General features: G+C 55.9%; 13 protein-coding genes and 1 tRNA gene. 4 read left to right on the forward strand and 10 right to left on the reverse strand.

What is annotated here, in order from left to right; genetic code table 11:
* Positions 1-23 precede the first annotated feature (23 nt).
* Positions 24-305 (forward strand): peptidylprolyl isomerase PpiC, encoded by a 282-nt coding sequence (ppiC, locus tag L977_RS00985; RefSeq protein WP_008501570.1) that lies wholly within the window; start codon positions 24-26, stop codon positions 303-305.
* Between the two features lie 85 nt (positions 306-390).
* On the opposite strand, the gene ilvC is transcribed toward ppiC, so the two are convergent.
* Positions 391-1,866, reverse strand: coding sequence for a ketol-acid reductoisomerase (ilvC, locus tag L977_RS00990; protein WP_047624346.1), 1,476 nt, complete (start codon positions 1,864-1,866; stop codon positions 391-393).
* A gap of 152 nt (positions 1,867-2,018) precedes the next feature.
* Between ilvC and ilvY the strand changes: the two genes are divergently transcribed.
* The gene (gene ilvY, locus L977_RS00995) at positions 2,019-2,909 is read left to right on the forward strand and encodes an HTH-type transcriptional activator IlvY (RefSeq protein WP_014885674.1); all 891 of its coding nucleotides are present in this window, start codon (positions 2,019-2,021) and stop codon (positions 2,907-2,909) included.
* 18 nt (positions 2,910-2,927) lie between these two features.
* Here the strand turns inward: ilvY and ilvA are convergent, their stop codons facing one another.
* The 7 genes from ilvA to ilvL form a co-directional block, all read right to left on the reverse strand.
* Positions 2,928-4,472 (reverse strand): threonine ammonia-lyase, biosynthetic, encoded by a 1,545-nt coding sequence (gene ilvA / locus L977_RS01000; protein ID WP_156118151.1) that lies wholly within the window; start codon positions 4,470-4,472, stop codon positions 2,928-2,930.
* A gap of 2 nt (positions 4,473-4,474) precedes the next feature.
* A complete protein-coding gene (gene ilvD, locus L977_RS01005) occupies positions 4,475-6,325 on the reverse strand; it encodes a dihydroxy-acid dehydratase (protein ID WP_014885676.1) in 1,851 nt (616 codons plus the stop codon).
* 60 nt (positions 6,326-6,385) lie between these two features.
* Positions 6,386-7,315: a branched-chain-amino-acid transaminase gene (gene ilvE / locus L977_RS01010; protein WP_014885677.1), complete on the reverse strand. Its 930-nt coding sequence runs from the start codon at positions 7,313-7,315 to the stop codon at positions 6,386-6,388.
* A gap of 18 nt (positions 7,316-7,333) precedes the next feature.
* On the reverse strand, positions 7,334-7,597 hold the full coding sequence (gene ilvM, locus L977_RS01015; protein WP_003860184.1) for an acetolactate synthase 2 small subunit: 264 nt from the start codon (positions 7,595-7,597) through the stop codon (positions 7,334-7,336).
* A complete protein-coding gene (gene ilvG, locus L977_RS01020; RefSeq protein WP_045135411.1) occupies positions 7,594-9,240 on the reverse strand; it encodes an acetolactate synthase 2 catalytic subunit in 1,647 nt (548 codons plus the stop codon). The genes ilvM and ilvG overlap by 4 nt, the downstream gene beginning before the upstream one ends.
* A gap of 2 nt (positions 9,241-9,242) precedes the next feature.
* A complete protein-coding gene (ilvX, locus tag L977_RS25195) occupies positions 9,243-9,293 on the reverse strand; it encodes a peptide IlvX (protein ID WP_214602896.1) in 51 nt (16 codons plus the stop codon).
* A gap of 86 nt (positions 9,294-9,379) precedes the next feature.
* Entirely contained in the window at positions 9,380-9,478 is a 99-nt protein-coding gene (ilvL, locus tag L977_RS23450) for an ilv operon leader peptide (protein ID WP_001311244.1), read from the reverse strand.
* Positions 9,479-9,819: 341 nt separating this feature from the next.
* Between ilvL and L977_RS01025 the strand changes: the two genes are divergently transcribed.
* The gene (locus L977_RS01025) at positions 9,820-11,340 is read left to right on the forward strand and encodes a YifB family Mg chelatase-like AAA ATPase (protein WP_023331589.1); all 1,521 of its coding nucleotides are present in this window, start codon (positions 9,820-9,822) and stop codon (positions 11,338-11,340) included.
* Positions 11,341-11,369: 29 nt separating this feature from the next.
* On the opposite strand, the gene L977_RS01030 is transcribed toward L977_RS01025, so the two are convergent.
* Positions 11,370-11,708 carry a DUF413 domain-containing protein gene (locus L977_RS01030; RefSeq protein WP_014885680.1) on the reverse strand — a complete coding sequence of 113 codons (339 nt, stop codon included), beginning with the start codon at positions 11,706-11,708 and terminating at the stop codon, positions 11,370-11,372.
* Positions 11,709-11,826: 118 nt separating this feature from the next.
* Here L977_RS01030 and hdfR point away from each other — a divergent pair, with 118 nt between their 5' ends.
* A complete protein-coding gene (gene hdfR, locus L977_RS01035; RefSeq protein WP_014885681.1) occupies positions 11,827-12,648 on the forward strand; it encodes an HTH-type transcriptional regulator HdfR in 822 nt (273 codons plus the stop codon).
* Between the two features lie 92 nt (positions 12,649-12,740).
* Here hdfR and L977_RS01040 read toward each other — a convergent pair.
* A tRNA-Trp gene (locus tag L977_RS01040) sits at positions 12,741-12,816 on the reverse strand.
* Between the last annotated feature and the right edge of the window lie 93 nt (positions 12,817-12,909).

A 12,909-nucleotide genomic window follows, 5' to 3' on the forward strand; every position in this document is an offset into this window, starting at 1 on the left:
TCCATACCACTCAAGGCACGATCATGGCAAAAACAGCAGCAGCACTGCATATTCTTGTTAAAGAAGAAAAACTGGCTCTGGATCTTCTGGAGCAGATCAAAAACGGCGCCGACTTCGGCAAGCTGGCTAAGAAGCACTCAATTTGTCCCTCAGGCAAACGTGGCGGCGATTTAGGTGAATTCCGTCAGGGCCAGATGGTGCCGGCGTTCGATAAAGTGGTCTTCTCCTGCCCGGTGCTGGAGCCGACGGGTCCGCTGCACACGCAGTTTGGCTACCACGTCATTAAAGTGTTATATCGCAAATAAAAAGCCGGGTGGCGGCTGCGCCTTACCCGGCCTACATTTTACGTGTTTGTAGGTCGGGTAAGCGAAGCGCCACCCGACGAGGTTGTTAACCCGCTACCGCGATACGCTTCATATCGGTCATGTAGCCACGCAGTTTGTGACCCACTTTCTCGATCTGGTGGCTGCGAATCGCTTCATTCACATCGCGCAGCTGCGCGTTGTCTACCGCACCTTCCGCAATCGCTTTGCCCAGATCGCCCGGTTGCAGGGTGGTCATGAACTCTTTCAGCAGCGGTACGCAGGCGTAAGAGAACAGGTAGTTACCGTATTCAGCGGTATCTGAGATAACCACGTTCATTTCGTACAGACGCTTACGGGCGATGGTGTTCGCGATCAGCGGCAGTTCGTGCAGAGATTCGTAGTAGGCAGACTCTTCGATGATGCCTGAATCCACCATGGTTTCGAACGCCAGCTCAACACCCGCCTTCACCATGGCGATCATCAGTACGCCTTTATCGAAGTACTCCTGCTCGCCAATTTTGCCTTCAAACTGTGGTGCCGTTTCGAACGCGGTTTTGCCGGTCTCTTCACGCCAGGTCAGCAGTTTCTTATCGTCGTTCGCCCAGTCCGCCATCATGCCGGAAGAGAATTCGCCGGAGATGATGTCGTCCATATGTTTCTGGAACAGCGGTGCCATGATGGTTTTCAGCTGTTCAGACAGCGCGTAAGCACGCAGTTTTGCCGGGTTGGACAGACGGTCCATCATCAGCGTAATACCGCCCTGCTTCAGCGCTTCGGTGATGGTTTCCCAGCCGAACTGGATCAGTTTTTCCGCGTAGGCCGGGTCGGTGCCTTCTTCCACCAGCTTGTCGAAGCACAGCAGAGAACCGGCCTGCAGCATACCGCACAGAATGGTCTGCTCGCCCATCAGGTCAGATTTCACTTCGGCAACGAAGGACGATTCCAGCACACCCGCACGGTGGCCGCCGGTCGCCGCTGCCCATGCTTTGGCAATCGCCATGCCTTCGCCTTTCGGATCGTTTTCCGGGTGAACCGCGATCAGGGTCGGCACGCCGAAGCCACGTTTGTACTCTTCGCGTACTTCCGTACCCGGGCACTTCGGTGCCACCATCACTACGGTGATGTCTTTGCGGATCTGCTCGCCCACTTCAACGATGTTGAAGCCGTGGGAGTAACCCAGCGCGGCACCGTCTTTCATCAGCGGCTGCACGGAACGCACCACGTCAGAGTGCTGTTTGTCCGGGGTCAGGTTAACCACCAGATCCGCCTGCGGGATCAGCTCTTCGTAACTCCCCACTTTGAAGACGTTTTCGGTCGCTTTGCGCCAGGAAGCACGCTTTTCAGCAATCGCTTCTTTACGCAGGGCGTAAGAGATATCCAGACCGGAGTCACGCATGTTCAGGCCCTGGTTCAGACCCTGTGCGCCACAGCCGACGATGACCACTTTTTTACCCTGAAGGTAGCTCGCGCCATCGGCAAATTCATCGCGCGCCATGAAGCGGCATTTGCCCAGCTGCGCCAGCTGCTGGCGCAAGTTCAGTGTATTAAAGTAGTTAGCCATGGGTGATACCTCGTGATGTTGTGTGTCTTATTGTTCGGTTCGCGTTTCAGCGAGAATAGAACCACATTACAACAGGAAATTTATTGCGGAAATTGATATATTCACAACGTCATATTGCAATTTTTGCAATATAAAAAGAGGGAGTGGAATCGGTGGATTTACGCGATCTGAAAATGTTTCTGCATCTGGCGGAAAGCCGTCACTTTGGCCGCAGCGCACGGGCGATGCACGTCAGCCCCTCCACGCTCTCGCGCCAGATACAGCGCCTTGAGGAAGACCTCGGCCAGCCGCTGTTTGTGCGCGATAACCGCACCGTCACGCTCACGGAAGCGGGTGAAGAACTGCGCCTTTTTGCCCAGCAGACGTTGCTGCAGTATCAGCAGCTACGGCACGCCATTGACCAGCAGGGGCCGTCGCTGTCCGGCGAGCTGCATATTTTCTGCTCCGTCACCGCCGCCTACAGCCATCTGCCGCCCATTCTTGATCGCTTCCGCGCGGCACATCCATCGGTTGAAATTAAGCTGACCACGGGCGACGCGGCAGACGCGATGGAAAAAGTGGTGACGGGCGAAGCGGATCTCGCCATTGCAGGGAAACCCGAAACGCTCCCGGGTGCGGTAGCGTTTTCAATGCTCGAAAATCTGGCGGTGGTACTGATTGCCCCGGCGCTGCCCTGCCCGGTGCGAAACCAGGTATCGGTAGAAAAACCGGACTGGTCCACGGTGCCGTTTATCATGGCCGACCAGGGGCCAGTGCGCCGTCGCATTGAGCTGTGGTTCCGCCGACAAAAAATCAGTAACCCGTTGATTTACGCCACGGTCAGCGGTCATGAGGCGATGGTGTCGATGGTGGCGCTCGGCTGCGGCGTGGCGCTATTGCCGGAAGTGGTGCTGGAAAATAGCCCGGAACCGGTGCGCAATCGCGTGATGATTCTGGATCGCAGCGATGAGAAAACGCCGTTTGAGCTTGGCGTGTGCGCACAAAAAAAGCGGCTGCATGAGCCGCTTATTGATGCGTTCTGGAAGATATTGCCCAACCATTGAAGTCGGGTTGCGCTCCGCTTATCCTGCCAGGAAGAAACGGAAGGCGGGGTTGTGGGTTTCGTCGTGACACTCATAGCCCAGTTCGTTCAGCCGTGTTTCAAAATCCGGCTCGTGCTCACCCAGTTCAAACGCCGCAAGCACGCGGCCGTAGTCGGTGCCGTGGCTGCGGTAATGGAACAGGGAGATGTTCCAGTGCGTGCCCAGCGTGTGCAGGAATTTGAGCAACGCGCCCGGTGATTCCGGGAATTCGAAGCTGAACAGGCGTTCCCTGAGCGGCTTCGAGGGACGCCCGCCGACCATATAGCGCACGTGCAGCTTAGCCATTTCGTCGTCTGAAAGGTCCACCACGCTGTAACCACCGTCATGCAGGAGGTTAAGGATCTCTTTACGCTCCTCGACGCCACGGCTCAGACGCACGCCGACGAAAATGCAGGCATCTTTGGCATCGGCGAAACGGTAGTTGAACTCCGTCACCGAACGACCGCCCAGCAGCTGGCAGAACTTCAGGAAGCTCCCCTTCTCTTCCGGAATAGTCACCGCCAGCAATGCTTCACGCTGTTCACCCAGCTCGCAGCGCTCGGACACGTAGCGCAGGCCGTGGAAGTTCACGTTGGCGCCGGAAAGCACATGCGCCAGGCGCTCGCCGCGGATGTTGTGCTGCGCGATGTATTTTTTCATCCCCGCCAGGGCCAGCGCGCCGGACGGCTCCGCGACCGCACGCACATCCTCAAACAGATCTTTCATTGCCGCGCAGATAGCATCGCTATCAACCGTGACGATATCGTCGAGGTATTCCTGGCAGAGACGGAAGGTTTCATCGCCAATGCGTTTTACCGCCACGCCCTCGGCAAACAGCCCAACGCGCGGCAGATCCACCGGATGCCCGGCATCCAGCGCCGCTTTCAGGCAGGCAGAGTCCTCCGCTTCAACAGCGATGACTTTGATCTGCGGCATCAGCTGTTTGATCAGCACGGCTACACCCGCCGCTAACCCGCCGCCGCCCACCGGAACGAAGACGCGGTCGAGATGGGCATCCTGCTGCAGCAGTTCAAGCGCCAGCGTGCCTTGTCCGGCAATGACCATCGGGTGATCGAACGGCGGCACCCAGGTGAAGCCCTGCTGCTGTGCCAGCTCAATGGCTTTGGCTTTGGCTTCATCAAAATTAGCGCCGTGGAGCAGCACTTCCCCGCCGAAACCGCGTACCGCGTCGACTTTGATGTCAGCGGTAGCAACCGGCATCACGATTAGCGCTTTCAACCCCAGACGAGCAGACGAGAACGCCACGCCCTGCGCATGGTTGCCCGCCGAGGCGGTAATGACGCCGCGCGCTTTTTGCTCGTCGGTCAGTCCGGCCATCATCGCGTAGGCGCCGCGCAGCTTGAAGCTGTGCACCGGCTGGCGGTCTTCGCGCTTCACCAGGATCACGTTGTCGAGGCGCGAAGAGAGTTTTTCCATTTTCTGAATCGGCGTGACCTGCACGGCTTCATAGACCGGTGCGCGTAGCACCGCTCTCAGATATTCCGCCCCCTCGGGGGCGGCGGATAAGGGTTGTGACTCGGCCATCATTAGCCCCCAAGTTTCGATTTATCGCGCACCGCGCCTTTATCTGCACTGGTGGCAAGGCTCGCGTATGCGCGCAGGGCGAAGGAGACTTCACGCTGACGATCTTTCGGCGTCCAGGCTTTATCGCCGCGCGCTTCTTGTGCCTCACGACGGGCCGCAATTTCCTGGTCGCTCAGCTTCAGTTGAATGCCGCGATTCGGGATATCGATTTCGATCAGGTCACCGTCTTCAATGATGGCGATGTTGCCGCCGCTTGCCGCTTCCGGTGAAACGTGGCCGATGGAGAGCCCGGACGTACCGCCGGAGAAACGGCCGTCGGTGATCAGCGCACAGGCTTTGCCGAGACCCATGGATTTCAGGAAGGTGGTTGGGTAGAGCATTTCCTGCATGCCCGGCCCGCCTTTCGGCCCTTCATAGCGAATAACAACCACGTCGCCTTCTACCACTTTGCCACCGAGGATGGCGTCCACCGCTTCATCCTGGCTTTCGTACACTTTCGCCGGGCCGGTGAATTTAAGGATGCTGTCGTCCACGCCTGCCGTTTTCACGATGCAGCCGTTTTCCGCGAAGTTACCGTACAGCACGGCCAGACCGCCGTCCTTGCTGTAGGCGTGCTCCAGCGAACGGATGCAGCCTTCGGCGCGATCGTCATCCAGGGAATCCCAGCGGCAATCCTGCGAGAACGCCTGCGTGGTACGGATCCCGGCGGGACCGGCGCGGAACATCGTTTTCACCGCGTCGTCTTTGGTCAGCATCACGTCGTATTGGTCCAGCGACTCCGGCAGCGTCAGGCCGAGCACGTTTTTCACGTCGCGGTTCAGCAGCCCGGCGCGATCCAGCTCGCCCAGGATACCGATTACACCACCGGCACGGTGAACATCTTCCATATGGTATTTCTGGGTGCTTGGCGCAACTTTACACAGCTGCGGCACTTTACGGGACAGCTTGTCGATATCACTCATGGTGAAGTCGATTTCGGCTTCCTGCGCGGCGGCCAGCAGGTGCAGAACGGTATTGGTGGAACCGCCCATGGCGATATCCAGCGTCATCGCATTTTCAAACGCCGCTTTGCTGGCGATGTTACGCGGCAGTGCACTGGCATCATCCTGCTCGTAGTAGCGTTTGGTGAGCTCAACGATGCGTTTACCGGCGTTGAGGAACAGCTGTTTACGATCGGCGTGGGTCGCCAGCAGCGAGCCGTTACCCGGCTGCGACAGGCCCAGCGCTTCGGTCAGACAGTTCATGGAGTTGGCGGTGAACATCCCGGAACAGGAGCCGCAGGTCGGACACGCGGAGCGTTCAACCTGGTCGCTCTGCTCGTCAGACACTTTCGGATCCGCGCCCTGGATCATCGCATCGACCAGGTCGAGCTTGATGATTTTGTCGGACAGCTTGGTTTTACCGGCTTCCATTGGGCCGCCGGAGACGAAGATCACCGGAATGTTCAGGCGCAGGGAGGCCATCAGCATCCCCGGGGTGATTTTATCGCAGTTGGAGATACAGACCATTGCATCGGCGCAGTGGGCGTTGACCATGTACTCAACCGAGTCGGCGATCAGCTCACGCGACGGCAGTGAATAGAGCATGCCCCCGTGGCCCATTGCGATACCGTCATCCACCGCGATGGTGTTGAACTCTTTCGCCACACCGCCGGAAGCTTCGATTTGCTCGGCAACCAGTTTACCGAGGTCGCGCAGATGCACATGGCCTGGCACAAACTGGGTGAAGGAGTTCACCACGGCGATAATTGGCTTGCCGAAATCGGCGTCGGTCATCCCGGTGGCGCGCCACAGTGCGCGGGCACCCGCCATGTTACGGCCGTGGGTGGTGGTGGCTGAACGATACTTAGGCATGCTTTATTTACTCCCGTCTGACTATTCAATGGGACGGTGCGTGCCGTCCCAAATTTATATTTAGTGATTAACCTGATCCAACCAGCCGTATTTATCTTCTGTTTCGCCAGTAAAGAGGCCAAAGAAGGCTTGCTGGATGCGTTTGGTGACCGGGCCACAGCGGCCTTCGCCGACCTGAATACCGTCTACGCTACGAACCGGCGTGATTTCAGCCGCCGTACCGGACATGAACACTTCATCAGCCAGATACAGGGATTCGCGGGACAGCACCTGCTCGCGCACTTCGATACCCAGGTCTTTCGCCAGTTTGATGATAGCGTCACGGGTAATACCCGGCAGCGCGGAAGATGTGAATGGCGGCGTGAACAGGATGCCATCTTTAACTTCAAACAGGTTTTCACCTGCGCCTTCCGAGATGTAGCCATTCACGTCCAGCGCGATACCTTCCTGATAGCCGTGACGGCGCGCTTCGCTACCGACCAGCAAAGAGGAAAGGTAGTTACCGCCCGCTTTAGCAGCGGTCGGGATGGTGTTTGGCGCCACGCGGTTCCAGGAAGAAACCATTGCGTCGATCCCCTGCTCCAGGGCTTCTGCTCCGAGGTAAGCCCCCCACGGGAACGCGGCAATGATCACATCGGTGTTGTAACCGGCTGGCGGGTTCACGCCCATACCGACATCACCCACGAAGACCAGTGGACGAATGTAGGCGCTGGTCAGGTTATTCTTGCGAATGACTTCGCGGCAGGCTTCCATCAGCTCATCAACGCTCTGTGAAACCGGGAAACGATAAATTTTGGCTGAATCATGCAAACGCTGCATGTGTTCGCGATGGCGGAACACCACTGGCCCTTTGTGAGAATCGTAGCAACGGATACCTTCAAAGACGGAGGTGCCGTAGTGCAGCGCGTGGGACATGACGTGGACCTTCGCGTCCTCCCAGCGAACCATCTCACCATTGAACCAAATGTAATCAGCTTTTTTTGTCGTCATTTTTTCGTCCTGTCACGCTTAAGCGCGGATTTGTTGTGATGTGGTTGTGCTCTGGCAGATGGCAACATGGGCAACGTCTACCAGTTTTGATAACTGACTAAACAGTAAGTCGACCGGCCGCGGGCTGGCAACGGTTAATTCGATACTGATGTTCTGCGCGTCGGTGGCCGTCTCCATATTCATAGAGCAAATCTGAAAACCACGATGACGGACCACACGCAAAACGCGTTCCAAGGTTTCCGGGTTGAAGCGAGCCTGCACGGCGACCTGATGTTGCATCATGATAATTTCTCCAGCATTTGTGAGTTACTGGCACCGGGCGGTACCAACGGCCAGACGTTCTCAAGCTCGTCGATTGAGACATGAAGCAGGTACGGCCCTTCGCTTGACAGCATGGTGTCGAGTGCCGCTTCAACCTGGTCTTTACGGGTGATGTGCTGGCCAGGAATGCCGAAAGCGCTGGCCAGGGTGAGGAAATCGGGGTTATCGGTCAGGGTGGTTTCGCTGTAACGCTCCTGGAAGAACAGCTGTTGCCACTGTCGAACCATCCCTAAACGCTGATTATCCAGCAACACGATTTTCAGCGGCAACTGCTTGCGCTTAACGGTGCCCAGCTCCTGAACGTTCATCATGAAGGAGCCGTCACCGGAGATACAGATAACCGTATCGTTCGGGCGAGCCACCTGCGCACCCACGGCGGCAGGCAGGCCAAAGCCCATGGTGCCTAAGCCGCTGGAGGTGATGAAGTTTTCCGGACGGGTGTAGGTCATGTGCTGGGCTGACCACATCTGGTGCTGGCCTACGTCGGTGGTGACGACGCTATCAGCCGGTTTACGGTCAGACAACTGTTTCAGCAGCAGCGGCGCGTAGATGGCATCGCCAGGATGGTCGTAACGCCAGGCGTGTTCGGCGCGCATCTCTGCGGCGTGCTGGCGCCACGCGCTGATATCCAGTGGCTGCGCCAGTGCAGGTAACAGCGTATTGAGATCGCCCTGCAGCGCGACGTGCGCCTGACGCAGTTTGTTCATCTCCGCCGGGTCGATATCCATATGGATAACTTTGGCATTTGGCGCGAAGGTATTCAGTTTGCCGGTAACGCGGTCGTCAAAACGCGCACCCACGGCGATGAGCAGATCGCACTCTTGCACCGCCAGGTTTGCGGCTTTAGTGCCGTGCATCCCCAGCATGCCGAGATAGTATGGGTCGTCTGCATCAACCGCACCAAGACCTTTCAACGTGCAGGTGGCAGGCATTTGCGTTACCGCGATAAATTCACGCAGGGCAGGCACGGCCTGCGCCATGCCGACACCCCCGCCGACGTACAGCATCGGCTGTTTCGCCTGCGCCAACATCTGGCGCGCCTCTTCAACCTCTGCATGCGGGAACGCATCGTCGCTTTCCACGGTGGAGAAGTGCGGTTCCAGTTCGCCGAGTGCAACCTGGATATCTTTCGGGATATCCACCAGAACGGGGCCAGGGCGGCCCGAGCTCGCCACTTCGAACGCTTCGGCCATTACGCGCGGCAGCTCATCCAGAGACTGGACAAGGAAGCTGTGCTTGGTGCAGGCCAGCGATAAACCAAGTACGTCCACTTCCTGGAAAGCATCGGTACCAATGAACGGGGAAGCCACCTGACCGGTGATCGCCACGACGGGCACGGAATCGAGCAGCGCATCAGCCAGGCCGGTAATTAGGTTCGTTGCGCCCGGACCTGACGTTGCCATGCACACGCCAGTTTTACCCGTCGCGCGGGCATAGCCGATAGCGGCCATTGCTGCCCCCTGCTCGTGTCGGCACAAGAGATGTTCCACGCCGCCGTCATACAGTGCATCGTAAATCGGCATGATCGCGCCACCCGGATAACCGAATACGGTCTCGACTCCCTGCGCGCGCAACGCATGTACAACCCATTGTGCCCCATTCATAGTTAGTTCCCCGTCATAAATCTGGAGAAACAGAATTTTATGCTAGTCTTCATGTCCTGCTCCTCGTTTACGTTTTTTAGTCATAAAAAAACCCCCGGACCTTTCGGTGCGGGGGTCTTAGTTCGTTAAGGCTTGATTTCTAAGCCTTTCCTCGTCCAAGTGCAGCCCCGCACGGTGGGATAATAATCACCACCACGCTAATCACGACCAGGCTAATCACTCGTAGAAGGGCTGTCATTTTCAGTTCTTTTTGCATCTTGTTCGAAGGAATACCTAAAGAGGTATCACAGTTTTTAAATCAAACACAAGATTTATTTATGACGCATTTGGTTAGGCCGCGAATCATATTTCTTAAAATCGTTGTTTTATATGGGGAAATTGAAGAATGAATATTTTTCATATTTTTACGACGGCGCTAACCATCAAAACGGCGCTTTTTACCTTCTGCGAGAAGTCTTCCACGGGTATGTAATGATTTCAGTGTGCGCTTAAAATCTCTGAATAAGAGCCGTAAATACACAAAATGACGCTAAACAGACAAAAGAGGCACTGGCATAGTCGTACCAGGAGGTAGTGCAAATGTCACTGTCAGTTGTTTATACGCGTGCGGCTCTCGGGGTGAAGGCACCGCTTATTTCTGTAGAGGTTCATCTGAGTAATGGGCTACCCGGGCTCACGCTCGTCGGGCTACCTGAAACGACGGTTAAAGAAGCCCGGGATCGCGTTCGCAGCGCAATAATAAATAGCGGTTATACCTTCCCCGCGAAGAAGATCACCATCAACCTGGCTCCCGCCGATCTGCCCAAAGAGGGGGGGCGATATGATTTACCTATCGCGATTGCGCTTCTCGCGGCCTCTGAGCAGCTTAATACGACCAGGCTAGGCTCGTACGAGTTTGTGGGAGAACTCGCGCTCACAGGCGCGTTAAGGGGCGTTCCCGGTGCGATATCGGGCGCGCTGGAAGCTATACGCGCAGGGCGGCAAATCATTGTCGCGAATGAAAATGCATCAGAAGTGAGTCTTATCGCCGAGAAGGGGTGTCTTGTCGCAGGGCATTTACAGGAAGTTTGCGCCTGGCTGGAAGGGCGCCATGAACTGTCCGAGCCGGAAGAGTGTGACAATGTTATAGCCGATACCCCAGAGGATCTCAGCGAGATTATGGGACAGGAGCAAGGGAAACGGGCGCTGGAGATTACGGCCGCAGGTGGACACAATCTTCTTTTGATCGGCCCGCCTGGTACGGGTAAAACGATGCTGGCGAGCAGGCTGAGTGGCTTGCTGCCACCGCTCAATAATCATGAAGCGCTGGAAAGTGCCGCCATTTATAGCCTTATAAGTTCTACCTCGTTGCAAAAACAGTGGCGCCGTCGCCCTTTTCGTTCACCTCATCATAGCGCCTCACTGACGGCGATGGTCGGCGGTGGGTCTATTCCCGGGCCGGGTGAAATCTCACTGGCGCACAATGGCATTCTGTTTCTCGACGAGCTGCCTGAGTTTGAGCGCCGCGTCCTGGATGCCCTGAGAGAACCCATTGAATCTGGAGAGATACACATCTCACGCACGCGAGCCAAAATAAGCTATCCCGCGCAGTTTCAGCTGGTCGCTGCGATGAATCCCAGCCCTACGGGTCATTATCAGGGCAACCATAACCGCTGTACGCCTGAGCAGACGTTGCGCTATCTGGGAAAGTTATCCGGCCCGTTTCTCGACCGTTTCGATTTATCCCTCGAAATCCCCCTTCCCCCGCCGGGCCTGCTCAGGCAAAAAGGCATCACGGGTGAAAGCTCAGCAGATGTACGCGAGCGGGTCATTGCTGCCCAGACGCGACAATATGCCCGTCAGAACAGGCTGAATGCACGGCTGGATAATGCCGGGATCCGGCAGTTTTGTTCTCTTAACATGGAGGATGCGGTTTGGCTGGAGGAAACCTTGACGCGTTTTGGTCTTTCTATACGCGCGTGGCAGCGTTTGCTGAAAGTGGCCAGAACCATTGCTGACGTGGAGGGTTGTAGTGACATTCAGAGGAAACACTTGCAGGAGGCGCTGAGCTACCGCGCTATCGATCGTTTGCTGCTCCATCTGCAGAAGTTGCTGGCGTAAAAAAGGGGCCGTAGCCCCTTCTCATCATCTTAGTCATCAGACTCAGTGTAGTCTTCTGCGCCTTCCATCTGCGGCTTACCGCCGGAGAGCGTATGGAAGCGTTTTGGACGCTTAATGCGCGCCATGTACTTGATCCATACACGTTCTGCTTCAGACTGTGGCTCACGCTCGCCACGGCACACTAAGACAAACTGCTTTTCATCTTCAGTTGCGGGCTCACGCTTACCCAGATCCAGCTCGTTGAAGGCATAACCATGACGCTCAAGCAGCTGCGCCTCTTTGATGGTGAAATCGCCGTGACGAGAGAACCCGCGCGGATAATGTTTATTGTCGAAAAAACGATTAGTCGTCGTAAAGCTTTCCGCCATCCTACACGCTCCTAATTCTTTGGCCGAGCTATTTATGGCGCGGAGTATTAGTTACGCTTGACAGAGTGTAAAACAAAACATTTAAATCATAACGACAAATTATTTTGCGGAGAAAGATGTGGATACGGAATTGCTAAAAACTTTCCTCGAAGTGAGCAGAACACGCCACTTTGGGCGAGCAGCTGAAGCCCTTTACCTGACGCAGTCAGCGGTCAGTTTTCGTATTCGACAGCTGGAAAATCAACTGGGTGTGAATCTTTTTACCCGCCACCGCAACAACATACGTTTAACGCCTGCCGGTGAGAAACTGCTCCCCTATGCGGAAACGTTGATGAATACCTGGCAGGCAGCACGTAAAGAGGTTGCCCATACGTCGAGGCACAATGAGTTCTCGATAGGGGCCAGCGCGTCACTGTGGGAATGTATGCTAAGTCAGTGGCTTACCCGGCTATATCGTTCTCATGAACATTTGCAATTTGAAGCCAGAATTGCGCAACGCCAGTCCCTGGTTAAGCAACTTCATGAGCGCCAGCTTGATCTTCTTATCACGACCGAAGCCCCCAAGATGGACGAATTTAGCAGCCAGATCGTAGGGCAGTTTGGTCTGGCACTTTATGCTTCTGAACCTTCAATGATGAAAGCCGATCTGACCTATTTGCGCCTGGAGTGGGGTCCTGATTTTCAGCAGCATGAGGCGGGATTGATAGCCCCAGATGATGTTCCACAGTTAACCACCAGTTCTGCCGAGATTGCCTGTCAGCAACTTCCCTTGTTGAAGGGTTGCACCTGGTTACCCGCCCGTTGGGCAGATACTAAAGCGGGGCTACATACCGTGATAGATTCCACCACCATTTCGCGCCCGCTGTATGCGATTTGGCTACAAAACAGCGATAAGCAGTCGCAGATAAAAGATCTCTTAAAAATCAATATTATGGAATGATGCATCAGCCAGCAGGGAAGCTGGCTGAAAATTCAGGTGTGCCGTTGTATTTCAGGCAAAAAAAATCCTTTGCCGAAGCAAAGGATTCGATATGGCAGGGGCGGAGAGACTCGAACTCGCGACACCCGGTTTTGGAGACCGGTGCTCTACCAACTGAGCTACGCCCCTAAAGTTTTTTGCCATTAAGCCTGCCAGTGAGGCAGGCTTAATGTCTTAATAAGTGGCGGAACGGACGGGACTCGAACCCGCGACCCCCTGCGT

The organism is Enterobacter sp. ZOR0014 (assembly GCF_000798855.1).
GTDB lineage: Bacteria > Pseudomonadota > Gammaproteobacteria > Enterobacterales > Enterobacteriaceae > Enterobacter > Enterobacter kobei.

Coding starts and splice junctions, on each gene's coding strand:
- L977_RS01030 (WP_014885680.1), bottom strand. CDS start 11,708: ATGGCGGAAAGCTTTACGACGACTAATCGTTTTTTCGACAATAAACAT.
- ilvC (WP_047624346.1), bottom strand. CDS start 1,866: ATGGCTAACTACTTTAATACACTGAACTTGCGCCAGCAGCTGGCGCAG.
- ilvM (WP_003860184.1), bottom strand. CDS start 7,597: ATGATGCAACATCAGGTCGCCGTGCAGGCTCGCTTCAACCCGGAAACC.
- ilvE (WP_014885677.1), bottom strand. CDS start 7,315: ATGACGACAAAAAAAGCTGATTACATTTGGTTCAATGGTGAGATGGTT.
- ilvD (WP_014885676.1), bottom strand. CDS start 6,325: ATGCCTAAGTATCGTTCAGCCACCACCACCCACGGCCGTAACATGGCG.
- ilvL (WP_001311244.1), bottom strand. CDS start 9,478: ATGACAGCCCTTCTACGAGTGATTAGCCTGGTCGTGATTAGCGTGGTG.
- ilvG (WP_045135411.1), bottom strand. CDS start 9,240: ATGAATGGGGCACAATGGGTTGTACATGCGTTGCGCGCGCAGGGAGTC.
- ppiC (WP_008501570.1), top strand. CDS start 24: ATGGCAAAAACAGCAGCAGCACTGCATATTCTTGTTAAAGAAGAAAAA.
- L977_RS01025 (WP_023331589.1), top strand. CDS start 9,820: ATGTCACTGTCAGTTGTTTATACGCGTGCGGCTCTCGGGGTGAAGGCA.
- ilvA (WP_156118151.1), bottom strand. CDS start 4,472: ATGGCCGAGTCACAACCCTTATCCGCCGCCCCCGAGGGGGCGGAATAT.